Raw genomic sequence first — 22,823 nt, 5'->3', positions numbered from 1 at the left:
ACCATCACCTAATTCCAATTGAGCATTCCATGCCATGTGATCCCGAGATAGTCGCCTTCTTCGACTTTGTCACGCGAGAGATGAATCGCCATGCAGCCACGGGTGGCCTCACGGTGGAAGAGCGCCGCTGGCGCGCCGAGCAGTACGCCAAATTGACGGCCGAGCCGCACCCGCCCGAGCTCGAGTCTTCACAAATGTATATCGCGCTCCCAGGCCGGGAGGTGCCCGTTCTGGTGCACCGCCCGCGTTCAACGGAGCCCCTACCTGCCATCTTGTTCTTTCATGGTGGCAGCTATGTCGCCGGAAGTCCACAGTCGCACGACTTCATCAGCGCCAGCATTGCCCACAATACGGGTGCGATCGTGATCAGCGTGCATTACCGCCGGGCTCCAGAGAACCCCTATCCTGCTCCCACTGAAGACTGCTATGCGGCGCTGTGCTGGGCAGTGGCGCAGGCAGAGCGGCTTGGCATTGACGCGACCCGTATCGGCGTGGCGGGCGACAGCGCGGGTGGATCGCTTGCTGCCGTGTGCACTTTGCTTGCGCGTGACCGCGGTGGTCCGGCCATCGCGCACCAGACATTGATTTACCCCGGCCTTGGTGCGGGGCCCGAGACGGCCAGCTTTCGCAACAATACTGAAGATCTGTTTCTCAAACCAGCGGGCGTTGAATTTGCCCAGCGTGCCTTTCTGGGAGACTCTGAACCCGACGCCTATTCCAGTCCGTTGCGTCATCCTTCGCTTGCGGGCCTGCCCCCCGCGTACGTGCTGGCGGCCGAACTTGACCCCTTGCACGATGACGGCCTGTTGTATGTCGACAAGCTCAAGGCCGCGGGCGTACAGGCCACCCTGCGGTCTGCACCCGGCATGGTGCACGGCTTCATTCGCGCGCGGCGCTGGAGCAAGGTCGCTCAGGCTGAGTTCGAGGCCATGTGTGCAGAGATGCGCCAGGCTTTGAGTCTGCCTGTGCCTCAAAGCACGCCCTGGTAGATCTGTGTGCGGTGGCATGGCGCGGCTCTCCAGAGCGGGCCATGGCCGAACCCAAGTAGGCCTGATGGACTCGTTCACCCTGTCTCAGGCCATGGCCACTTCGATCAAGCGCGGACCGGCGCTGGCATGTGCACGCGTCAGGGCTTGTGCAAACGCCGCAGCATCGGCCACACGTTCAGCCGCTACGCCGTGTCCGCGTGCGAGCGAAACCCAATCTGCACGCGGGCGATCCAGCGTCAGCATGTCGCGCGCGGCCCGACCCGTGGGACCAGCACCGGTATTGCGCCACTCTCCTTGGAGAATGGCGTAGTTGTGGTTGGCAAAAATCACCACAGTCACGTTCGCTGACTCGCGGGCCAGTGACCAAAGAGCCTGTTCCGTGTAGAAGGCGCTGCCGTCACCCACCATAGCCAGAACGCGGCGGTCCGGGCATGCGACAGCCGCACCCAGGGCCACTGGCATTCCGAAGCCTATGGAGCCGCCCATGTTACCTAGCAGGGTGAATGGGCCCGACCCCGTCATCGTGGCGTAGATGCTCCGCCCCGAGGTGACTGATTCGTCCACAACAATGGCATTCTCAGGCAGCGTGTGGGCTAGCGCCTGCGCGATGGAGTCGGGCGTCAAGGGGCCTGACGGGTATGTCGCTTTCACACGCGGTGTGTACGCAAGCCTGTGGCCTTCAGGCACGCAGATAGAAGCCAGCGCGGCCATGGCCACTTGCGGATCCACGCCAGGGGCGACTGCCTTCACGACGCGGCAATTCTCGGGAATCAACACGCTCGGTTTGTCGGGGTAGGCGAAGAAGGCGACGGGTGTTGGCGCGCCCATCAGGACGATGCAATCGACGTCCGCCAGAAACGCCAGTGCCGCATCGACTGCATACGGAATCCGTGGCACTTCAGGAAGTCCACCGCCGCGCTCCATGCGCGCATTGCTGCCAGGCGACGCCACGCGGCAGCCTGTTGCCTCTGCTACGGCAAAAGCCGCCCGGATGGCCTCGGCGCGCAGCGCCTTGCCTCCCAGCAGCAAAAGCGCGCGACTGCCGTACTGGCGCAGCGCAGAAGCGGCGGCCTCGATATCGTCGTCATTGGGTGCGACGGCTTGCGCTTTCGGGGCTATCGATGGCGAAACGGCTGTACGACCCCAGGCGGAGTCTGCGGGCAGCACCAGTGTGGCGATGCAGCCCGGCGTGCCTTGCGTGGCTGTAATGGCTTGCGCCGTGCATGCGGCCACTTCATCAGGCGTCTGGGCGCGGCCCACCCAATGCGACATGGGCCGGGCGAGTGTGTCGATGTCGCTGGCGAGCGGTGCATCATGCTGAAGGTGGCGGACGGCATGATCACCCACCACGTTGATGACGGGGGTGCCTGCCTTGCGCGCATTGTGCAGATTGGCCAGGCCGTTCGCCAGGCCGGGCCCCAGGTGCAGCAAGGTGGCGGCAGGTCTTTCCGCCAGGCGGGCATAGCCGTCTGCCGCGCCGGTCACTACGCCTTCGAACAGACCCAGAATCGCCCGCATGCCTGGTGCCCGGTCGATCGCGGCGACCAGGTGCATTTCAGAGGTTCCAGGATTGGCGAAACAGGTATCGACTCCGGAGGCCAAAAGCGTGCGAACCAGCACGTCGGCACCCGTAGGCCATTGAGATTCATCCATCAGACAGTCTCCAGATCGGCTTTGGCCAGTGCACCAAAGCATTGCGAAAGAATATCCAGGCCTTCATCAAGCAAAGCGTCCGATGCTGTCAAGGGCACAAGGAAGCGCATCACGTTACCATGGGTGCCGCAGCTGATAAGGATGAGCCCGCGCCGGCAGGCTTCGGCCAGCAGGAAGCTCGTGGCCTTGGGCGCTGGGCGCGATGGGTCACCACCTTCAAACAACTCGATCGCGACCATGGCCCCCAGGCTTCGAATGTCGCCAATGATGGGGTGTTCCACGGCCATTGCCTTCAGGCGCTTGGTAAAGCGCTCGCCAATCTCCTGACTGCGCTTGAGCAAGCCTTGTGCTTCGAAGGCGTCCATCACAGCCAGCGCCGCCGCGCATGCCAGGGGGCTACCGGCGTAGGTGCCGCCCAGTCCCCCCACATGAGGCGTGTCCATGATGTCAGCACGTCCCACCACGGCAGACAGCGGAAACCCTCCCGCCAGCGACTTGGCCACGGTGATCAGGTCCGGCTCAACCCCGGCTTGCTCGATTGCGAACCAGGTGCCGGTACGGCCTGCGCCGGTTTGCACTTCGTCGGCGATCAGCAGGATGCCGTGGGTGTCGCAAAGCGCGCGAAGGCGCTGAAGAAATTCCGGTGGGGCGATATAGAAGCCACCTTCACCCTGTACCGGCTCCACGATGATGGCCGCCACCTGGGTCGCTTCGATGTCGTTCTTGAAGAGCGTTTCCACTGAGCGGATGGCGTCATCCACCGTCACCCCGTGGAGCAAGTTGGGAAACTGGGCGTGAAAGATGTTCGCCGGAAACGGACCGAAACCTTTTTTGTAGGGCATGACCTTGCCTGTCAAACCCATGGTCAGCAGCGTACGCCCGTGATAGCCGCCGCCGAATGCAATCACCCCTGGACGACCGGTGTGTGAGCGGGCGATCTTCACCGCGTTTTCCACAGCTTCCGCACCCGTGGTGAGCAGCAGAGTTTTCTTGGGCGACTTGCCCGGCGCCAGAGCGTTCAGACGCTCTGCCACTTCCACATAGGGCTCATAAGCAAGCACCTGAAAGCACGTGTGCGTGTAACGCTCCAGCTGGTCCTTCACGGCCTCCACAACACGTGCGTGGCGATGCCCCGTGTTGAGCACTGCAATGCCACCGGCGAAGTCGATATAGCGCCGGCCCTCTACATCCCAGATTTCCGCGTTCTCGCCGCGGGCGATAAATACCTCGTGGATATTGCCTACACCGCGAGGAATGGCCTGGTTGCGGCGGGACATCAAAGTGGCGTTGGAGGTAGCAGGGGAGTTGTGCATGGCAGAGGCGCTGGAAAGAATGGATGGCATGTCCTGTGGCCCGAAAGGTGTGATCGCCGGGACGAAATGCGTCAAAAAGCGATTCTGGTCCGCGCTCTCCAAGAGCGACAGGTACAAAAGTGCAAGTGCTAGCTAGACCTGTACTGGTACCCAGCCCTGTACAATTTTTAGAAGTTTCCCGTCCGGTTTTTCACCGCATCGCTTTTCATGTTTGCACTGCAGCACCACAGCCAAGTTCCGTTGGTTCAGCAGATCGTCACGCACTTCACTGGCTTGATCGAACAAGGCAGGCTCCGCCTGGGTGCCAAACTCCCTTCCATCCGCCAATTTGCCAAGACGCATTCAGTCAGCGTCTTTACCGTGGCTGACGCCTACGACCGACTGGTGGCCCAGGGTTACCTGGTGTCTCGTGCCAACAGTGGGTTTTTTGTGAAGCGCATGGCTGCCGCTGACGCAGCGGCGACGGGCACCGGGGTCAGGCGCTGGGCGCCCTTTGACGCCATGTGGTGCTTGCGCGAAGTGTTTGAGAACCGAGACCTGGCACTGAAGCCGGGTTGTGGCTGGATTCCAGATGCCTGGCTTTTCAATGACGGTTTGCAGCGCGGGCTTCGAGCCCTGGCTGCCGACGGCGGAGATTTTGGGGGTTACGGCGACCCCCTGGGATACAGGCCATTGCGACAGACGATACGAGACGTCATGCTCGAGCAGGACATATCCGTCTCATTGCCCCAGATACTGCTGACACAGGGCTCCAGCCAGGCGCTGGACCTCGTCGCGAGAAGCCTGATCAAGCCCGGAGATTCTGTCCTGGTGGACGACCCAGGGTATGCCAATCTGCTGCATTCGCTTCGGTTCCTGGGCGCGCGCCTGCTGGGCGTTCCGCGTTCGCCGGATGGGTACGACCTGGGTGTTCTGGAAAGCTTGATCACCGAGCACCGGCCAAAGGTCTTCCTGACCCAGCCTCGGCTGCACAGCCCGACCGGATCGGTTGCCAGTCTCGCGCAAATGCACAGGGTACTCAATCTGATTGAGCGCCACGACATGCTCCTGGTTGAAAACGACATCTACGCAGACCTCGACCCTGTGGTCCGCCAGAGTTTTGCCAGCCTGGATCAATTGGACCGCGTCATCCACATCCGAAGTTTTTCCAAAGCTTTGTCACCCAACCTCAGAGTGGGTTATTTGCTGGCCAGCGCCGATCTGGTCGAAGACTTCGCCCAGATGAAGATGATGTCCGGGCTGACATCTTCCGAAATCTCCGAACGCATCACGCACCACGTGCTGATGGACGGGCGCTGGCGAAAACACCTGAAGTCATTGAGCGGTCGCCTGGCCGACGCGCACGATCAGACGGCCGAGCGGCTTCTGCAAATGGGCTTCAAGCTGTTCGCGCAGCCAAGGGCGGGGTTGTTCCTATGGGCTCATCATCCTGACCTGCCTGATTCCGACGTGGTTTCTGCCCAAGCGGCTGAGTGCGGCATCATGATGGGGCCAGGCCATCTGTATTCCACTTCGCTGGAAGCGACGAACTGGATGCGCTTCAATCCAGCCTATTGTGATGACGAGCGCATATTCGACTTCTTGAAGACGGCGCTGGCGCAGCGCCAAGCCGTGTGACCCAGCCTTCTGATCTGCCAGTGCTCAGGGCTGCGGGTGACTGATCATTCGCGACGGCAGGTGTGGCGTAAAGTCAAAAAAATAAGGCTATAATCGCTGTCTTTGCTGATCACCAAACAGCAAAAATTACGCGGGAATAGCTCAGTTGGTAGAGCGCAACCTTGCCAAGGTTGAGGTCGCGAGTTCGAGTCTCGTTTCCCGCTCCAGAGTTTTAAGCCTCGTGAATCTCAAACGGTTCGGGGCTTATCAAAGAGAGCTTAGGCTCTTTTTTTGTCGGGGAATCTCCTGGCAATATGGAAGTCAAACGTTGTCCTGGCCTTCAGGACACGCATGCGGGAATAGCTCAGTTGGTAGAGCGCAACCTTGCCAAGGTTGAGGTCGCGAGTTCGAGTCTCGTTTCCCGCTCCAGTTTCCCAGATGCACACATCAAGTGTCGTCTGTAGCTTGTTCAAAGGGCTTTGAGGCCCTTTTTTCACGCCTTCGAACATCTCCCTTCACTCCATGACGCCGCTCTGGCGGGCAGGGCACTGCGCTTGCGAAGGCCCTGCGCCATGCTCCCTTATGCTTCGGGCAAGCCTTGTCTCTTTTGGGAATGAACACCCCCTCGAAAGATCGATGGCCTTAGCTTTCACCGACCAAATGGAATGAAACGCCCCATCCTGCTCTCACTCGCCGCCCTCCTATCGATCCTGCCTCACGTCAGCAGGGCACAGGAGGCGCAGACTGACGAGGTCATGGATTTGCCAGAGGTCACCGTGAGCGTTCCGCGCGGCAGCGTGCGAACCTTCGAGGTGGCTGGCTCGGTTGACCGGGTAGATGGCAGCGACATCCGCGAAGGCCGCATGCAGGCCCAGCTGAGTGAGGGGCTGGCGGCAGTTCCTGGCCTGCAATTGCAGAACCGATACAACTTCGCTCAAGACTTGCAGCTGTCCATTCGGGGTTTTGGGGCACGCTCCACCTTCGGCGTACGGGGTGTGAGGCTGTACGTGGACGGGATCCCCGCCACGCTACCCGATGGGCAGGGCCAGACTTCCAACATCGACATCGCCTCGCTGGACCGCGTTGAGATTCTGCGCGGGCCGTTCTCTGCGCTCTACGGCAATTCCTCCGGCGGGGTGCTGCAGGCGTTCACTGTGACGGGCAAAGGAGCGCCGCGCCTGGCCTATTCAGCGGCGGGTGGTAGCTCCGGCGCCTGGCGCCAGGGTGTGGAGGCCTCGGGATCAGAAGGCAAGATCGACTACGTTCTCAGTGCCAACCGTTACCGCACCGACGGCTGGCGTGACCACAGTGCGGCCACGCGTGATCTCGTCAACGGCAAGCTGGGCGTCACACTCGATAACGGAGGGCGGCTGACCATGGTGTTCAACCGCGTACGCATCAGCGCGCAGGACCCGCTGGGGCTCACCGCTGGCCAGCTCTCTGACAACCCACGTGCCGCCGTGCTGGCTGATCAGTACAACACCCGCAAGAGCGTGCTGCAAACTCAGGCCGGGTTGCTATGGGAACACAGAATAGATGCCGACCAGCAGGTGCGCGTCATGCTCTATGGCGGGCAGCGCGCTCTGAACCAGTTTCAGTCCATACCGCCTTCCGCCCAGCAGAGCCCGCAACACGCAGGTGGCGTGATCGACCTGGACCGTGACTATGGCGGCGTGGATGTACGCTGGCGCGGTTCCTTCGATTTAGCTGGACTTCCCTTTGAGTTGGCCGCAGGACTGAGCTACGACAGCCTGCGAGAGTCCCGCAGTGGCTATGAAAACTACGTCGGCAACGTGCAGTCGCCCGTACTCGGCGAGCCGGGGCGCCTGCGGCGGCTCGAACGCAATCGTGTGTCTAACCTGGACCCCTATGTTCAAGCGACTTGGCATCTGGCGGAGCAATGGACTGTGGACGCCGGTGTGCGGCGCAGCCAGGTCAGCTTCGACTCGCGTGACTTGTACGTGGTCGGCGCCAATGGTGACGACAGTGGCCAGGCGCGCTACAGCCAGACGCTACCGGTCGCCTCGATCCGCTGGCAACCGTCACAGGATTTGGCGCTGTACATCTCAGCAGGGCGTGGATTCGAGACGCCCACGCTCAATGAACTTTCTTACCGCCCCAATGGCACGGGGGGCTTGAACTTCGCTCTGCGGCCTGCGGTCAATGACAGTCTGGAACTCGGTGCCAAGGCCCGCATGGCGGGCGGCATGCTCACTGCGGCGCTGTTTGAAACACGTACCCGCGATGAGATCGTCACTGCGACCAGCTCAGGCGGGAGAACCACCTTCCAGAATGCAGGCCGCACACGGCGGCTGGGTTTTGAGCTGGGCTGGCAGCACGAAACGCCCAGTCACTGGCGCACGCAGGTGGCGCTGACCTGGCTGGATGCGCGTGTGCGCGACAGCTTCTGCTCGTCCGCGCCTTGCAGCAACAGCAACGTCGTCGCGGCGGGCAGCCGCATTCCGGGTATTGCAAAACAATCGCTTTTCGCCAGTTGGGGGTGGGTGCCGCCGCAGGGCTGGCGTGCGGGTATGGAAGTGCGCACTTTGAGCCGTATTCAGGCCAATGACCTCAACACGGCCAGTGCACCGGGCTACGCTGTAGTGTCTCTGTATGCGGGCTACGTTCGTCAGTGGAAGCGGTGGGACTTCAATGCCTTTGCGCGAGTGGACAACGTGGCGGACCGACGATACGCGGGTTCGGTCATCGTCAACGAAGGAAATGCCCGCTACTTTGAGCCCGCCCCGGGGCGCCAATGGATGGTAGGGATGGGTGCAACGTACCGGTTCTAAAGCGCTTGGGAGCGGGCCTGGAATTTATTGGCGCTGCCTGTCAGCTCACGCACCGCATTTCAAGAGACTTTAATTGTTGACAGGCCTGGTTGAGGCCGCCTGACGCGATCTGCCACATCAGCCGCACCCATGCCGGCTGCAACCCCCTGTGTACTTGGATTCTGATTTCTGGCATTGCAGTCCTCTGCAGGGTCTTTGATAGCGCGTCTCAATTTAATTGCAATGAAATTAAATTGATTTCTTTTTTGACAGCAAATGTTGCGAGGCCTAGCATGCGCTCACTGCTTAACTTCTAGCCATGCGCGGATAGCGGCAGCGCGGTCGGCCAGGGATATCCACCTCACAGACGATTTTCTTCGCCAACGCAAAAGTAATTTCTCACAGACTTTCAAGCAAAGACCACGATGACACTCATCCTCTCTCCCCGCATTCGCTTGCTTGCCGCCAGCCTGGGCGTGATGGCCGCCTGTGCAGTAGCTGCTCCCGTCCTGGCTCAAGACGCTGCCCCTCGCACTTCAAAATTGGTGGTCGGCTTCAGCCCTGGAGGTCCTGTGGATCAAGCCGCGCGCTTGATTGCTGAGCAGTTGGGGACCAGGACCAAGTCCACTTTCGTCGTTGACAATCGTCCGGGTGCCAACGCGCAATTGGCAGCCACACAGGTCAAGAACTCGACCCCTGACGGCGCCACCATTTTCGTCAGCAGCAGTACGGCGATCACCATGAACCCGACCTTGTTCGCCAAGACCATCACCTACAACCCGGACAAGGATTTCTCGCCCGTCGCTCCTCTGGTTGAGATGCCTCTCATTCTGGTGGTCAACGCCAGCGATCCGAAGATGCAGTCGGTCAAGTCTTTGAAAGACCTGGTCGAGCTGGCCAAGCGGACGCCAAAAGGGCTGAACTACGGCTCCTCCGGCAATGGTGGCCTGGTGCATATTGCGGCTGAGCTATTGGCTACAAGAACCCACACGAACCTGGTCCACATTCCCTACAAAGGGACGGCCGCAGCCCAGGCTGCCATCCTCGCAAAAGATGTGGACATGACGTTCGACGCTCTGGCCGTCATGCCCCACATCCGGGCGGGAACTCTGCGAGCCCTGGCTGTGTCCTCTAATCGGCGCCTGGCGGAACTGCCTGACGTTCCCACGGTCGAGGAGCTTGGATACGGCGATTTCAACGTGGCCTCATGGGTGGGCTTGTTCGTACCCAAGGCCACGCCGCGCTCCTATGTGGAAAAGCTCAATGCAGAGGTGAACGCCGCCATGAAAGATCCTGCTTTCCGCGAGCGTCTTGCAGTCGTGGGTCCACTGATGCCCATGACCGTGTCTGAATTCGAACAGAAGATCCACAAGGAAACCCAAGACCTTTTGATGGTCATCAAGACCGCCAAGATCACCGTCGATTGACGCCCTTGCAGTTTGAGACTGGCGCAGGAACTCTTCCTGCGCAGTATTCACACGCCCATCGTTATCGATTTTCAAACGTTTCCATGCCTGATCTCTTTGCTCCCGACGCATTTGCTGCAGCTCGAAAGCCGTTGCCCGATGCCAGCACGCTGCCCCCCGTTGCCTACCATGATCCTGCGTTCTACCAACGCGAGGTGGACAGGCTATTCATGAGGGAGTGGAATTTCATAGGTCATGAGGACCAGCTTCCGACTCCGCGCTCGTATTTCACCATCGACTTTGCCGGTGTGCCGGTGATCGTCACTCGCAATGCCGCAGGCGAAATTCGCGCATTTGCCAACTCCTGCCGGCATCGCGGCGCGCGCCTTGTGGAAGGAGAGGGCAGTTCTCCCGTGTTCGTCTGCAAGTACCACAGCTGGTCTTACGATCTCAACGGCTCGTTGCGAGGCTGCCCTGGCATGGAAGGGGTTCAAAACTTTGACAAGGAAGAAAACGGGTTAGTGCCCGTACGGCTGGAGAAGATGGGACCTTTCATGTGGGTCAATTTCGATCCGGAGGCCGCTTCTCTTGCAGAGCATCTGGGAGATTTGCCTGCCAAGGTGGCAAGCCATGGGCTCAGCGAGCTGGTTCTCACACGCCGCAAGGAACACGATGTCCAGTGCAACTGGAAGGTGTTCGTCGAGAACTTCATGGACTACTATCACACGCCCACGGTGCATAAAAAAACCCTTGCACGTGGCAGTCTTTCGGTCTATCACCGCAAGCCGGTCGAGCTTGCACCATGTGATGGCAACTATCTGGAACTGTATGCCGCCCACGAGGGTACGGCTGGCCTGTTGCCCGGCGTTGAAGGTTTCCCAGAGTGGCCGGGCCTGGAAGGCCGGAACAAGGAAGGTTCGACCTTCATCTTCACGTCGTCCTGCGGCTTGTTCGGTTTTACCAAAGATTGCGTCTGGTACGTTCAGATCAACCCCACCGGTCCGGAAAGCATTCGTTTGACCTTGGGCTCATGCTTTCACAAAAGCACCGTAGAACGTCCGGATTTTGAAGAAGTGGTTCAGCGCTACTACGAACGCTGGGACGTCGCCGTCGAGGAGGACAACGAAATCAACGAACTGCAGCAACGAGGCGTGCGCTCGCCACTTTGCAAGCCCGGTCGAGTGTCACCTTTGGAAGCCGTCTCCTACGCATTTCGCCGCCAACTGCTCGACAAGTTAGGCCTGTGAAGCACCCGTGGTTTCATCGATTCCCGCAATTCTTCATTCCCCAATCTGAATGACCGTGAACAACCACTCTGCTGATATCACTTTTTTCGGCACGGGAGAGTTTGCTGCTCGCGCCTTGTTTGATCTCGCAGCCAGCGCCAGCCAAGCCATTACCGTGCAAATCGTGGGTCGTAGCGAGGCCAGGCTGGCCTGGCTGCGCACTGCGGCGAATGCGCGAGCGGTTCTTTTCGGGCGGCCTGTGCGCACCATCACCCGTGTGTGCCCGAGTTTTGACGAGGAGTCGATAACGCGCGTACTGAAGGAGTCTCGGCCGAAGGTGGTGTTCCAGGCGGCTTCCTTGCAAACCGCATCCGTTCTTCGTGGTGCCGACAATGCCTGGAGTCAGCTTGTCCAGCAAGGGGGGCTGAGTGCCACGGCACCCTTCCAGGCCTTGCTGTCGCTGCGGATCGCCCGGATTGCTGAACACGTTCTTCCCGGCATTCATTTCCTCAACGCCTGCTTTCCTGATGTCGTCAATCCGATGCTGGTTGCAGCTGGCGTACGTGTGCTCAGCGGTGTGGGCAACATTGGCATTCTCTCCAACGCATTTGCTGGTTCCAGGAATGTTCGAGAACCAGGGCGTGTGCGCGTGCTGGCCCACTACCAACAGCTTGGCGTCTGGCGCAAGGTGCCACAAGAGCGTGCAGGGACTGCACCGCGTGTATGGCTGGACGGCCAGGAAGTCGACGACGTGTTTGGGGCGTTCGCGGATGTCCAACTATCGCCAGAAGTGGCTTTCGATATATCAGGAGCTACTGGCGTGCCGCTCATGGTGGCGCTAGCGTCAGGGATGGCGTGGCGTGGCCACGTGCCGGGGCCGCTGGGGTTGCCAGGTGGCTATCCGGTGCGCATAGATGCAAGCGGGAACATGTCTCTTGACTTGCCAGAAGGCGTCACTGCGAAGGACGCGGAGGCCTGGAACAAGGCTTTCGAGGAACGCAGCGGAATGACGGTGGGTCCGGACGGTCATGCCCAGTACCACGGCCTGCTTCGTGAAAAGCTTCAAGCGCACGACGCCGACATTGCAAAAGGATTCCACTGCGCTGACGTAGAGATCGCCGCACAGCGCTTGTCTGCGTTGCGCGATCGTTTGCAAGCGGCGCCCGCGTTGGCTTGAATCTGTGAACCTCCATGGCCGCATCCTGAGCTTTATGCCCAAGCTGACCCCTTTTTCAAACCAATTCATATGATCACTTCCAACAATCTGAAGGGCATCTATTCGGCGCTGCCTACGCCTGTTCATGCCGATGGTGTTGTGCATGCCGATGCCGTGCGCACCATGGTGCGCCGCCAGGTCGAAGCAGGCAGCGCGGGCCTTGTGCCCATTGGCGGAACCGGTGAGTACGGAGCGCTTTCCGGCACACAGCGCGAAGCCATGGTGCGCCATACTGCTGAGGCCAGCGCGGGGCGCTTAGCCGTAATAGCAGGCATCCTGGACCCTGGCTACGCCGATGCGCTCGCCGCCGGGCGCCGCATGGCAGCTGCCGGTGCGGATGCACTCATGGTGGTCACGCCGTACTACACCAACCCCTCGTCGGTCGGCGTGCGTGATTACTTTTTGCGTTACGCCGACGAAGCGCCGTTGCCCATCATCCTCTACGAAATCCCTTACCGGACACGCATCGCGATAGCCCCCGAAGTGCATGAAGAGCTGTCGCGTCACGAGCGCATCATCGGCATGAAGGCATGCAACCTGGATATGTATCATTTCCTGCGTGTGCTCGCCTGTGTGGGCGATGACTTCGCGGTGCTCAGTGGGGAGGATTCGTTGCTTCCCTTGCACCTGATGGCCGGCGCGCATGGCGGCATCGTGGTGACTGCAACGCTGTTGCCGCGCGTCTGGAATCAGCTTTTTCAGCTGGTAAAGGCTGGCCACCATCGTGAGGCCCTGCTACTGCATCGCCGTCTCATGCCCATGATGAATCTCGCTTTTGCGGAAACGAACCCCGGGCCCATGAAGGCCGTGCTGGACCTGGTAGGCCCCGCAGCACCCGAGGTTCTCGCTCCTTTGGTCGCGCCGCAGGCAGGATTGGTGCAATCGCTCAGGGCGGAAGTGCAAAATCTCATGGCTGAATTTGGCGAGACGCCCTGAATCACGTGACCCCCGCCAGCATTGCTGACTACCAGCGCATTGCACGCAAGCGTCTTGCTCGCATCGCCTTTGATTACCTGGAGGGCGGAGCGGAAGACGGACATACCTTGCGTCGCAACCGCCAGGCTTTTGAACGCCTGACCTTTCAGCCTCGTGTGATGTGCGATGTCACCCACGTCGACTCGGCCGTGACCGTCTTGGGAAGGCCTCTGGCCATGCCGGCCATCGTGGGCCCGACCGGGTTGAACGGCCTTTACATGCCTCGGGCCGAAGAAGACCTGGCCAAGGCCGCGCACGCTGCTGGGCTGCCTTTCGTATTGTCATCAGCCTCCACATCCTTGATCGAGGACGTGCGTCGCGCGACGGCCGGTGACTTGTGGCTGCAGCTCTATGTCCAGCAAAATCGCGCCATTGCCGAGTCTATGGTTCAGCGTGCTCGCGATGCCAACTTCTCGGTATTGATGGTCACGGTAGACACACCCGTACATGGCGTGCGGGACCACGATGTTCACAATGGATTCAAGCTGCCGTTGCGGCCGTCCGTGCGACTCATGGCAGATTTGCTCATGCATCCGCGCTGGTGTCTGCGAATGATACGACAGGGCGGCTCCCCCCAACTGGTCAATCTGGCGCGAAGCCTTGGCGAGCGTGCCAACATCAACGCACAGGCGGCGACCATGAGCCGACAGATGGACATGGGACTTGATTGGGGCGCCATAGCCTGGTTGCGCAAGCTTTGGGACGGTCCCATCGTGGTCAAGGGGATACTCTCCGTTCATGACGCTGACAAGGCTGCACAGCTTGGCGTAGACGGCATCGTGCTGTCCAACCATGGGGGGCGTCAGTTGGCGTTTGCACCCAGCCCTATCGAGATTTTGCCCCGCGTGATGGACAGGGTTGGCCAGAGGTTGACCGTCATCGTCGATGGAGGGGTTCGCCGCGGCAGTGACATTGCCAAAGCACGCGCGCTGGGCGCTCAAGCCGTGTTGCTGGGGCGTGCTCCTCTCTACGGCCTGGCAGCCAGCGGTCGCGCGGGTGTAGATGACGTACTCGGCATCTTGCGTAGAGAGTTCGAGATTACGCTGCGACTGCTTGGCCGTTGCCAGGCAGCCCAGCTTGATGCAACAGCCCTGGACGACGGACACCGCGACCAGTTGGCACGACTGGATTGTTCATGACATCTTCTTATTCATTTCAACAGCTCGATCTTGCGCAGTTTGCCCATGAGGATCGCTACAAGTTCTTGATGGCGAGCGTCATACCCCGCCCGATAGCCTTGGTCACCACACTTGGCAATGATGGCATCGTCAATGCCGCGCCTTTTAGCAGTTTCGTGGTGCTGTCCATTGATCCGCCCTTGCTAGGTATATCGGTGGCACCACGTGACGATGGTGACATCAAGGACACGTCGCGACTGATTGAGGCCACTGGTGAGTTCGTCATCCACACTGTGGACACTGCCATGGCGAGACAGGTTCAGCTTTGCAGTGCCGCCCTCGGCCCTGACCAAAGTGAGGTAGAGCATGCTGGTCTGGAACTGGTGCCCTCGCTCAAGGTCAAGCCGCCGCGCATTGCACAAGCGCCTATCCACTTCGAATGCAAGCTGCATCGAATAGAGTATTTCGGCCACCGCCGCTCTGCGCTCATTGTGGGGGAAGTCGTTCAAACTCACAGCCGGGAAGGGCTGGTCAAGGGACACCGGGTCGATCCGCTTGAGGCGAACATGCTCGGGCGCCTCGGCGGCGGTGTCTATTGCAGCTCCACAGGGATAATCAAGGCCTGAATCGGTGCACACCGCGCTGATAACCTGCCTTTCAGATGTCCAACGCAGACTCGCCTCTCTTCGTTAACGCAATCGCCAAGTGCTTCAAGGTCCTCGATGTATTTGATGGGCCTAAGCGCCAGATGACGATGGTGGAGATTGCGCAGGAAAGTGGACTGGACCGCAGTGCCGCGCAGCGCATGGTCTTTACGCTGGAGACCTTGGGGTATCTCGGACGTGTCCCGGGAACCAAGACCTACGCGCTGACCTCGCGCTTGCTCAGCTTTTCCTACAACTACGTGCGTTCGCATGAGCTGGTTTCCAAGGCCATGCCCTACCTGCAGGAACTGAGCACCACGTTCAATGAAACGGTCAATCTGCAGGAGTTGGACCACACCGAGATCGTGTTGATTGCGCGCGTGGTGAGCCCGCATCTACTGAATGTCCGTGTGGCTGTGGGCAGCCGGCTGCCCACATTTTGCACAGCTTCCGGCACGGCCATTCTCGCCTGTCTTCCTGCAAGTCACAGAGATCGGATTTTGAGCGAAAGTGATCTCGTTCCGTTGACGCCTCACACGGAAGTCCAGCGAAAGAAGTTGATTGCCCGTATCGAGCAGGCCGCACTCAAAGGTTACTCCGTCGTTGCGGACCAGGCCGTGATTGGCGACATCTCATTGGCCGCGCCTGTCATAGGCCCGGACGGGCTACCCCGGGCCGCGGTCAATATTTCAGTGCCGTCGAGTCGATGGACTATCGAGACTGTGGAGCGCAAGATGGCCAAACACGTTCAGGCCGCTGCACGCGCCTTGTCCGTGGACACGCAGTAGCTGCCTGCATATTCCCGGCAACACACATCAGCCCGCAAGCAGTCCTATAACGATCGCATTGACCAGGTCAATGGAAAATCCGCAGACCAGGGGCACGACCACGAAGGCCTGCCGTGCGGCGCCGAATTCTCTGGTCACTGCGGTCATGTTGGCGATGGCGGTGGCTGTTGACCCTAGCGCAATGCCGCCAAAGCCTGCGCATACCACTGCCGCTTCGTAATTTCGCCCCATGGCGCGAAATACCACCAGCAGAACGAAAGCGATTGTGAGCGTAATTTGCACGATCATGGCCAAAGTGATGAATGCAAGCACGTGCTCCAATTCCCAGAGTTGAAGCCCCATCAATGCCAACGTGAGAAACAGACCCAGGCAGACGTCGGAAATGAGCGCCAGTCCCGGCTGCATGATCGGAAAATCCCAAAGCTTGCCTGTGCCGCCGAACTTGCCTAGATCCGCCACCGCTCGCAAGATGATGCCTGCCAGCAGGCACCCCACGAAACTGGGAAGCTTCAGCGGTGTCATGTCCGTCAGTTGGGTAATCCCTTGTCCCAAAATCAAGGTGCAGTTGAGCCAGAGAATGGCCAGCAGCACGCCGTGATAGCCCAGGTGTGCGCGATCTTCATCCCGGTGCAGCACTCCCACTTCAAGTTCGGCTTCGCCGGAGGGCTTGACCCGATGGCGCTTCATCAGAAAAGCGGCCACCGGACCTCCTATGACGCATGCGGCGATCAGTCCCATGGTATTGGCGGCCAACCCCAATTCCTGAGCATTTGTGATCCCCAGGTTTTCGGCAAAATGATGTGACCAGGCCACCGTCGTTCCCACTCCGCCAATGAGTGAAATGGACCCCACCATCAAACCGGCTCGTGGGTCCATTCCGAAGACGCTCGCCAGCCCCATACCGGCAGCGTTCTGCAAGAGTATGAAAACGATAGACAGCGCGGTCAGGATCAAGAACGGCCGCCCGCCTGCGGCCAGCGTGCGCATATCACTGCTCAGCCCAATCGCTGCGAAGAAGTACAGCAGCAGGCCATCCCGTATGCTGTGATCAAAAGACACGGTGATGCCTGCACCGTAATAGAGTGCGCAAACGATCAGCGCACCGATCACACCGCCCACCAGGGCTTCGGGGATGCTATAGCGACGCAGCCAGCTGACACGGGCGATCAATTCCTTGCCACCAAAGAGCAGCAGGATCGCCAGTGTCACACCCAATAGCGGAGTGACTTGAATCAGAATGATCTCCCAATTTGGAATGAGTTGTACAGGGGAATGGCTTGCGGACGGCAGCGTTCACGGGTGCAGCAGCGTACGAATACAACGCGCTGGCGACCATGCGCGTTCGCACGACTTGCAAGTATTCCCGCGCATGTTCCACGGTAGATGAGATTCCACTCTGGCCTGTAGTCAACGCTAATGCGGGCGGCGCTCAGGCGCCTTTCATGAATCAACTGCTGCACGGGTTCATTGCCTAGCTGGGTGTCCAGCTAGCGAAACGATCTATATTGATGACATCGTGCCACCAACGTGCGGAGGGCAGAGATCCACCTTGGAGTCTACCAAGTTTGGAGCACTCTACCCACGCAGTTCCCAACCCGAAGTATTCACCCCCCGCGCGGTTGCGGGGAGCGGCGCGGAGAGATCTAGGGGCGCGGTAAGCCGATCAGACCATCTTCACGCGCAGGTCGGTCAAACCCGTGATGCGTCCTTCCATGGTGTCGCCTGCCACCACGGCGGCCACGCCTTCGGGGGTACCGGTGTAGATCAGGTCGCCTGGCTGCAACTCCCACGCGCTGGAGAGGTGCTCAATGGTTTCAGAGATATTCCAGATGAGCTTGTGAATGTGGCTGCGCTGGCGGTCGCTGCCATTGACGGTGACGGAGATCTCAGCGTTGACAATTTCACCTGCTGCTTCCACAGGCGTGATGGGGCCGATCGGCGCGCTCAGATCAAACCCCTTGCCGATACACCACGGGCGGCCTTGCTTTTTCATGTCGTTCTGCAGATCGCGCCTGGTCATGTCCAGGCCGACTGCGTAGCCGTAGACGTGCGACATCGCGTCGGCGGCCTTGATGTTCTTGCCGCCTTTGCCGATGGCCACGACCAGCTCGATTTCATGGTGCAGGTTCTTTGTCAGCGAAGGGTAGGGCATTTGGCCGGTCTCGCCAGCAGGTACGACGAGCACCGTGTCGGACGGTTTGAGAAAGAAGAACGGAGGCTCGCGGCCTGTGAATCCCATTTCCTTGGCATGGTCCTCGTAGTTGCGGCCGACGCAATACACGCGGTGCACAGGAAAGAGTTCGCTTCTACCAACGATGGGAACGCCGGTGGTGGGAGTAGGAGAAAAGAGGTAGCTCATGGTGTTTAAGTTGAACAGGAAAGAGATCAGGAGATGGATACTTCGGCGGGCAGGTAGGCCTGCACCAGTTCAGGTGGCAATTGTGAGAGGGAGTGTCGGCGAACATCCGCAGTGGCCTGCTGCAGGCGCGGCATGTCCAAGGCTTCCATGGTGTTCACTTGAACACCGAGCGATCGCAGGCGGGTCAGCGCTGAGGTGTCTTGCTCGGCGGCGTTCGAGCGTTGCTGCGCGGTCGCTTCTTTCACTGCTTGCTGAAGGGTCTCGCGCTGCGCCGGGCTGAGTCGTTCATACCAGCTGCGGGGACACACCAGCAGCAAAACGCCATAGAAGTGACCGGTGAGGCTTACATGAGGATGGTGTTTCCACAGATCGAACGTGAGCAGGTTGGTCAATGGATTTTCCTGCGCGTCCACTGTACGATCCTCCACCACGCGCACCAGATCTTTCACGTCAGTGGTCATCGCCGTGAAGCCCAGGGCGGAAAGCGCTCGGCGGTACAGGTCGCTGTCGAGCGTGCGGATCACCAGGCCTTGGCAGTCTTCGGGTGTCGCTATGGGGCGCACCGCGTTGGAAATGTGGCGAAACCCGTTGTCCCAGAATGCGAGCACATGAAACCCGCTTTGTTGCGCCACTGCGCGTCGCAGCAGGTTGCCAGCCTCCCCGTCGAGCGCGGCCAGGGCGGTTTGGCGGTCTTGAACCGAAAAGGGGAGATCGAGAACAGCCAGTTCGGGCACGCGCGCCGACAGGTAGCCTGAGGCCATGTAGCCGATATGACGCTCTCCGTTTTCGAGAGAGGCGAACAGCGAGGCGGCACTTTCTCCCAGGGCGGTCACGTCGGGTTGAAGGTGGGGCGTACCCACTAGGGAACCATCGAGCCGGCGCGCGAGCGTGGTGAGGGCTGCGGTGAGAATGGAGGCATTTCCTTGGTAGCCAGCCAGGTAGAAGGTGGATTTCATGCTGGATTCTCGGATGGACTGGTGGTACGGCAGCGGGCAATGGCTTCTACGATAAACGCATTATCCCGGGCTGATTCGCCCCGGGCGACACAGCCCTCGAGTAGCTCTGCATAGAGGCTAGAAAAAGGCAGGCCCTGCCCTCGGGCTGAGGCCTGTTCCAGGATAAGGCGGAAATCCTTGAGACTCTGGTCGAGCTTGCCCTGCAGTGGCTCGAACTTGCGCGTGGCCATCATCTTGCCCTTGACTTGCATGACTCTCGAATACGCAGCCGAGCCGATCAGCACGTCGAGAAAGCGCTCGGGGTCCAATCCCAGCTCGCTGGCGAAGACCAGACCTTCTGCCAGCGCACTCCGGTTCAGCCCGAGCACCAGGTTGACGGCAAGCTTGGCGCGGCTGCCATTGCCTGCACTGCCAAGGAAGTGTCTCGAAGGGCACAGTGCTTCCAGAACCGGCGCAGCGCGGCGCAGGTCGTCCTCGGCGCCGGCCACCAACCCGACGGCTTCGCCCCGCGCCAGCGTGCCGCTGGTACCTGAAATGGGCATTTCGCAAAAGGCCAGGTTGCTTGCGGCGCAACGCTGAGCCAAGGCAGCTATGCGGTCTGGATCGCACGTACTCACGCACAGTATGACCGGCTTGCTGCCGCTCTTGCGCGTGGCGTTCAACAGTCCGCCTTCGCCTTCTATCACCTGTTCGACCTGCGTGGTGTCGAACACCGCCAGCACGATCACGTCGCATGCGGTCAGATCAGTCAGTTCTGTAGCGGCGACGCGACCAGTGCCGACAAAGGCCGCTTTCCGCGCGGGATCGACGTCATAGCCAACCAGCTCCAGGCCAGCATCTCCGAGACGGGTAGCACAGGCGGCGCCCATCAGGCCCAGGCCAACGATGCCGACTCGCAGGGCGACGTCTGGCGTCTTCGCAGGCTCAGTCGATGAAGCGGGAGCGTTGTTCATCATTCGGCCTTGATACCTGCATCTCGGATCGCTTTGCCGATGCGGGCATGGCCTGAGCGAGTGAGTTCGTCCAGTTGCGCCGGTGTGGAAGACACTGGGTCCAGGCCCAGCCCGAGCAAACGATCACGCACACCAGGGTCTGTCAACGCACGTGCCACCTCGGCATTGAGCTTGTCGACAATGGCCTTGGGCGTTCCCTTGGGCGCATACAGGCCTAGCCAGGTCGAGAAGTTGAATGCAGGCATGCCGGCTTCAGTGAAGGTGGGGACGTCCGGCAGGAGGCTGGAGCGACGCTCCGCAGGTTGGGCCAGCGGGCGCAGCTTACCGTCCTTGATCAAGGGCAGCGCTACCGAAATTGCCGAAAACATCAACGGCACCTGCCCGCCAGCGACATCTACAGTGGCCTGGGTGGCGCCCTTATAGGGCACATGCGTCAGCTGCAATTTGTTGGCAGAGGAAAACAGCTCCATCGCGACGTGATGCGGGCTGCCATTGCCACCGGAGGCGTAGTCCAGCTTGCGCGGTTGTGCCTGCGCTTGGGCCACCAGTTCCGTCATGCTCTTGGCTGAGTTGTTGTTGGCCACCAGCACCCATCCGATGTTGGCCATGCGGGTGATCGGCTCGAAACCGTTCAGGGGGTCGAAGCTCGTCTTGGCGGCCAGGTTGACGGCGTAGTTCAGTACGCTGTCGGTGATGCCGCCCAGTACGTAGCCATCCGGCGCGGCGCGGGCCACGCGATCGGCACCGACCAGCCCGGATGCTCCGGGCTGATTTTCGATGGCGAAGCTGGCACCCATGTTTTCACCGACCTTGCCCAGGACGACGCGGGTGCCGACGTCAGCTGCGCTGCCGGCCTGTAATGGCACGATGACCTGGATAGGTTTGCTTGGGTAGCGGGCCTGAGCCAGGACTGCGGCTGGCGTGGCCAGTACCGCCAGCAGGGAAGCTATCAATGTTGCGCGGCGCGATGGAGCGAAAGGAATATGCATGTTTGTCTCTATGGAATAGTTTTATTGAATCGTTGGAGCGAAGGCTTTTTCAGGTGACCCAGCGGTTGGCCACTATCAAGCTCATAGGTGTCATTCCTTCATCCCCGCGTCCGCCACCACCTTGGCCATGCGGGCATGGTCTTTGGCCATGTAGTCACGCATTTGGGTGGGCGTCATCACGGACGGATCAATGCCGTTGTCGGCGAGGCGTTTGACCGTGTCGGGGTTGCGCAGCACTTTGGTCAGTTCACCGGCAATGCGGTTGACCACATCATCCGGCGTTGCGGCTGGCGCGACGAGGCCTATCCACGATGCATAGTCGTAGCCTGGCACGCCCTGCTCGGCCACGGTGGGGGTATCTGCCATCGCGGGCGTGCGCTGGGCGCCGGCCACTGCAATCGCGCGCAGCTTGCCTGCCTTGACCAGAGGCAGTACGGTGCCAATGGCGTTGAACATGACCTGCACCTCGCCTCCCGCCACACCGACGGCTGCCGGGCTGGCACCTTTGTAGGGCACGTGCAGCATCTTTGTGCCCGTGGCGACTTCGAGCATGCTCATGGCGATGTGCTGGGCGCTGCCGACGCCGCCACTGGCGTAGCTCACCTTGCCGGGGTTGGCCTTGACGTAGGCGATCAGTTCCTGCACGTTGTTCACGGGTAAAGAGGGGTTGACTACCAGTGCGGTAGGCAGCACCGCCACCATGCCGACCGGTTTGAAGCTTTTCGCCGGATCAAAGGGGACCTTTCGCAGATGGGGCAGCACACCCAGGATGGCGTTGTTGCAGCCGCACAGGGTGTTGCCGTCGGGCGTTGCGCGGGCCACCTTCTCTGCACCGATGGCGCCTGAGGCACCGGTCTGGTTGTCAATCACGATCGGCTGGCTCAGCGCGGCAGACAGCTTGTCGGTGACGATGCGCAGGGCGACATCGGAGCCGCTTCCGACGGCCAGTGGCGTGACGACCGTTACCGTCTCGCCCGCAGCCCACGCGGTGGACAAGGCGGCCACGGTAAAGCACAGGGTTGTAGCGCGCGCAATGCGCGTCAGCAAAGATGCCATGAAAATGTCTCCTTCATTTATTGTTGGGCGGGGCGTGAGGTCTTCTCAGAGCATCACGCGGCCACCATTCGTATCCAGGTTGACGCCGGTCACGAAGCCGGCGCCGTCGGATGCCAGGTACAGCATCGCGGCGACGTGGTCCCCTACCTCCGCCAGCCTGCGCAGAGGTACCTGGGAGGCGATTCGCTCGACGTCTTCTGCGGTGCGCAGCGCCGCCACACGCGGCGTCAGGGTGGTGAGCGGGGCGATGGTGTTGGCCGTCACCCCATGCGGGCCCAGCTCGTACGCGAGAAAGCGCGTCAGCTGGGTGACGCCCGCCTTGGCCGCACCGTACGCTGGTGAAGAGGCGGCATGCACTGTCCGGCCCGAGATAGAAGTCACGTTCACGATGCGCCCCGCCTTGGAGGCCTTCAGCGCCGGGATGGCAGCGCGGCAGCACAGGAACACGCTGCGCAGGTTGAGCGCCACAGTGGCGTCCCATTCGGCGATGTCCATCTGCTCGACAGTGAGCAACTTTTTGTAGCCACCGGCGCAGTTGACCAGCACGTCGAGGCCGTGGCCGGCTGCGGCAATCTCAGCGAATGCTGCGATGACCGCCGCCTCGTCCGTGATGTCCACTGCCAAGCCTGTGGCGCTGGCCCCATGCTGAAGCCCGGCAGCGATCTCCCGCACGCGCGCGCCGTCAATGTCCAGTAAAAAGACGTGCGCGCCTTGTGCCGCGAAGGCTTCTGCCGCAGCGGCACCGATCCCCCCGGCGGCGCCTGTGATCACGACGCTGCGGCCGGATAGTTCAGGGTAGTGCGGCATCATGCAGC

General features: G+C 60.6%; 20 protein-coding genes and 2 tRNA genes. 13 read left to right on the top strand and 9 right to left on the bottom strand.

Features of this window, described 5'->3' with window-relative positions; translation table 11 throughout:
• Window positions 1–29: 29 nt before the first annotated feature.
• Window positions 30–989, top strand: a complete 960-nt coding sequence (locus tag ABIE13_RS21600) for an alpha/beta hydrolase (RefSeq protein ID WP_354447295.1) — start codon at window positions 30–32, stop codon at window positions 987–989.
• Window positions 990–1,073: 84 nt separating this feature from the next.
• Here the strand turns inward: ABIE13_RS21600 and ABIE13_RS21595 are convergent, their stop codons facing one another.
• Window positions 1,074–2,642: an acetolactate synthase large subunit gene (locus tag ABIE13_RS21595; RefSeq protein ID WP_354447293.1), complete on the bottom strand. Its 1,569-nt coding sequence runs from the start codon at window positions 2,640–2,642 to the stop codon at window positions 1,074–1,076.
• Entirely contained in the window at window positions 2,642–3,955 is a 1,314-nt protein-coding gene (gene gabT / locus ABIE13_RS21590; protein WP_436278456.1) for a 4-aminobutyrate--2-oxoglutarate transaminase, read from the bottom strand. The genes ABIE13_RS21595 and gabT overlap by 1 nt, the downstream gene beginning before the upstream one ends.
• A gap of 207 nt (window positions 3,956–4,162) precedes the next feature.
• On the opposite strand from gabT, the gene ABIE13_RS21585 reads away from it, so the two are divergent.
• The 11 genes from ABIE13_RS21585 (at window position 4,163) to ABIE13_RS21535 (ending at window position 15,695) form a co-directional block, all read left to right on the top strand.
• The gene (locus tag ABIE13_RS21585; protein WP_354447290.1) at window positions 4,163–5,572 is read left to right on the top strand and encodes a PLP-dependent aminotransferase family protein; all 1,410 of its coding nucleotides are present in this window, start codon (window positions 4,163–4,165) and stop codon (window positions 5,570–5,572) included.
• A gap of 130 nt (window positions 5,573–5,702) precedes the next feature.
• Window positions 5,703–5,778: transfer RNA gene (locus tag ABIE13_RS21580), tRNA-Gly, on the top strand.
• 126 nt (window positions 5,779–5,904) lie between these two features.
• Window positions 5,905–5,980 (top strand) — tRNA-Gly (locus ABIE13_RS21575).
• 236 nt (window positions 5,981–6,216) lie between these two features.
• A complete protein-coding gene (locus ABIE13_RS21570; RefSeq protein ID WP_354447288.1) occupies window positions 6,217–8,343 on the top strand; it encodes a TonB-dependent receptor family protein in 2,127 nt (708 codons plus the stop codon).
• A gap of 404 nt (window positions 8,344–8,747) precedes the next feature.
• Entirely contained in the window at window positions 8,748–9,749 is a 1,002-nt protein-coding gene (locus tag ABIE13_RS21565) for a Bug family tripartite tricarboxylate transporter substrate binding protein (RefSeq protein WP_354447286.1), read from the top strand.
• Window positions 9,750–9,832: 83 nt separating this feature from the next.
• The gene (locus ABIE13_RS21560) at window positions 9,833–10,975 is read left to right on the top strand and encodes an aromatic ring-hydroxylating oxygenase subunit alpha (RefSeq protein ID WP_354447284.1); all 1,143 of its coding nucleotides are present in this window, start codon (window positions 9,833–9,835) and stop codon (window positions 10,973–10,975) included.
• A 55-nt stretch (window positions 10,976–11,030) separates the two neighbouring features.
• Window positions 11,031–12,131, top strand: a complete 1,101-nt coding sequence (locus tag ABIE13_RS21555; protein ID WP_354447282.1) for a hypothetical protein — start codon at window positions 11,031–11,033, stop codon at window positions 12,129–12,131.
• Between the two features lie 69 nt (window positions 12,132–12,200).
• Window positions 12,201–13,106, top strand: coding sequence for a 4-hydroxy-tetrahydrodipicolinate synthase (gene dapA / locus ABIE13_RS21550; protein ID WP_354447280.1), 906 nt, complete (start codon window positions 12,201–12,203; stop codon window positions 13,104–13,106).
• A gap of 5 nt (window positions 13,107–13,111) precedes the next feature.
• Window positions 13,112–14,284, top strand: a complete 1,173-nt coding sequence (locus tag ABIE13_RS21545) for an alpha-hydroxy acid oxidase (protein WP_354447279.1) — start codon at window positions 13,112–13,114, stop codon at window positions 14,282–14,284.
• On the top strand, window positions 14,281–14,889 hold the full coding sequence (locus ABIE13_RS21540) for a flavin reductase family protein (RefSeq protein WP_354447278.1): 609 nt from the start codon (window positions 14,281–14,283) through the stop codon (window positions 14,887–14,889). Before ABIE13_RS21545 ends, ABIE13_RS21540 begins: the two co-directional genes overlap by 4 nt.
• A 35-nt stretch (window positions 14,890–14,924) precedes the next feature.
• Entirely contained in the window at window positions 14,925–15,695 is a 771-nt protein-coding gene (locus tag ABIE13_RS21535; protein ID WP_354447276.1) for an IclR family transcriptional regulator, read from the top strand.
• 27 nt (window positions 15,696–15,722) lie between these two features.
• Here ABIE13_RS21535 and gltS read toward each other — a convergent pair whose 3' ends face one another.
• Entirely contained in the window at window positions 15,723–16,904 is a 1,182-nt protein-coding gene (gene gltS, locus ABIE13_RS21530) for a sodium/glutamate symporter (RefSeq protein ID WP_354447274.1), read from the bottom strand.
• A gap of 68 nt (window positions 16,905–16,972) precedes the next feature.
• On the opposite strand from gltS, the gene ABIE13_RS21525 reads away from it, so the two are divergent.
• Window positions 16,973–17,170: a hypothetical protein gene (locus tag ABIE13_RS21525; RefSeq protein WP_354447273.1), complete on the top strand. Its 198-nt coding sequence runs from the start codon at window positions 16,973–16,975 to the stop codon at window positions 17,168–17,170.
• Window positions 17,171–17,358: 188 nt separating this feature from the next.
• Here the strand turns inward: ABIE13_RS21525 and ABIE13_RS21520 are convergent, their stop codons facing one another.
• The 6 genes from ABIE13_RS21520 to ABIE13_RS21495 form a co-directional block, all read right to left on the bottom strand.
• Window positions 17,359–18,054 carry a fumarylacetoacetate hydrolase family protein gene (locus ABIE13_RS21520; RefSeq protein ID WP_354447271.1) on the bottom strand — a complete coding sequence of 232 codons (696 nt, stop codon included), beginning with the start codon at window positions 18,052–18,054 and terminating at the stop codon, window positions 17,359–17,361.
• A 26-nt stretch (window positions 18,055–18,080) separates the two neighbouring features.
• Window positions 18,081–19,010 (bottom strand): TRAP transporter substrate-binding protein, encoded by a 930-nt coding sequence (locus ABIE13_RS21515; RefSeq protein WP_354447269.1) that lies wholly within the window; start codon window positions 19,008–19,010, stop codon window positions 18,081–18,083.
• Window positions 19,007–19,966: an NAD(P)-dependent oxidoreductase gene (locus ABIE13_RS21510; protein ID WP_354447267.1), complete on the bottom strand. Its 960-nt coding sequence runs from the start codon at window positions 19,964–19,966 to the stop codon at window positions 19,007–19,009. The genes ABIE13_RS21515 and ABIE13_RS21510 overlap by 4 nt, the downstream gene beginning before the upstream one ends.
• Entirely contained in the window at window positions 19,963–20,952 is a 990-nt protein-coding gene (locus ABIE13_RS21505) for a Bug family tripartite tricarboxylate transporter substrate binding protein (RefSeq protein WP_354447265.1), read from the bottom strand. Before ABIE13_RS21505 ends, ABIE13_RS21510 begins: the two co-directional genes overlap by 4 nt.
• A 90-nt stretch (window positions 20,953–21,042) precedes the next feature.
• Entirely contained in the window at window positions 21,043–22,008 is a 966-nt protein-coding gene (locus ABIE13_RS21500; RefSeq protein ID WP_354447263.1) for a Bug family tripartite tricarboxylate transporter substrate binding protein, read from the bottom strand.
• Between the two features lie 45 nt (window positions 22,009–22,053).
• Entirely contained in the window at window positions 22,054–22,818 is a 765-nt protein-coding gene (locus ABIE13_RS21495) for an SDR family NAD(P)-dependent oxidoreductase (protein WP_354447261.1), read from the bottom strand.
• Window positions 22,819–22,823 lie beyond the last annotated feature (5 nt).

Origin of the sequence: Ottowia thiooxydans (assembly GCF_040548795.1) — a bacterium.
In the GTDB taxonomy this organism is placed as follows: Bacteria; Pseudomonadota; Gammaproteobacteria; order Burkholderiales; family Burkholderiaceae_C; genus Ottowia; species Ottowia thiooxydans_A.
This window is presented reverse-complemented; position numbering and strand designations above follow the sequence as displayed.

Coding starts and splice junctions, on each gene's coding strand:
- ABIE13_RS21510 (WP_354447267.1), bottom strand. CDS start 19,966: ATGATGAACAACGCTCCCGCTTCATCGACTGAGCCTGCGAAGACGCCA.
- ABIE13_RS21560 (WP_354447284.1), top strand. CDS start 9,833: ATGCCTGATCTCTTTGCTCCCGACGCATTTGCTGCAGCTCGAAAGCCG.
- ABIE13_RS21535 (WP_354447276.1), top strand. CDS start 14,925: ATGTCCAACGCAGACTCGCCTCTCTTCGTTAACGCAATCGCCAAGTGC.
- ABIE13_RS21495 (WP_354447261.1), bottom strand. CDS start 22,818: ATGATGCCGCACTACCCTGAACTATCCGGCCGCAGCGTCGTGATCACA.
- gabT (WP_436278456.1), bottom strand. CDS start 3,955: ATGCACAACTCCCCTGCTACCTCCAACGCCACTTTGATGTCCCGCCGC.
- dapA (WP_354447280.1), top strand. CDS start 12,201: ATGATCACTTCCAACAATCTGAAGGGCATCTATTCGGCGCTGCCTACG.
- ABIE13_RS21515 (WP_354447269.1), bottom strand. CDS start 19,010: ATGAAATCCACCTTCTACCTGGCTGGCTACCAAGGAAATGCCTCCATT.
- ABIE13_RS21595 (WP_354447293.1), bottom strand. CDS start 2,642: ATGGATGAATCTCAATGGCCTACGGGTGCCGACGTGCTGGTTCGCACG.
- ABIE13_RS21520 (WP_354447271.1), bottom strand. CDS start 18,054: ATGAGCTACCTCTTTTCTCCTACTCCCACCACCGGCGTTCCCATCGTT.
- ABIE13_RS21600 (WP_354447295.1), top strand. CDS start 30: ATGCCATGTGATCCCGAGATAGTCGCCTTCTTCGACTTTGTCACGCGA.
- ABIE13_RS21540 (WP_354447278.1), top strand. CDS start 14,281: ATGACATCTTCTTATTCATTTCAACAGCTCGATCTTGCGCAGTTTGCC.
- ABIE13_RS21505 (WP_354447265.1), bottom strand. CDS start 20,952: ATGCATATTCCTTTCGCTCCATCGCGCCGCGCAACATTGATAGCTTCC.
- ABIE13_RS21585 (WP_354447290.1), top strand. CDS start 4,163: ATGTTTGCACTGCAGCACCACAGCCAAGTTCCGTTGGTTCAGCAGATC.
- ABIE13_RS21565 (WP_354447286.1), top strand. CDS start 8,748: ATGACACTCATCCTCTCTCCCCGCATTCGCTTGCTTGCCGCCAGCCTG.
- ABIE13_RS21570 (WP_354447288.1), top strand. CDS start 6,217: ATGAAACGCCCCATCCTGCTCTCACTCGCCGCCCTCCTATCGATCCTG.
- ABIE13_RS21500 (WP_354447263.1), bottom strand. CDS start 22,008: ATGGCATCTTTGCTGACGCGCATTGCGCGCGCTACAACCCTGTGCTTT.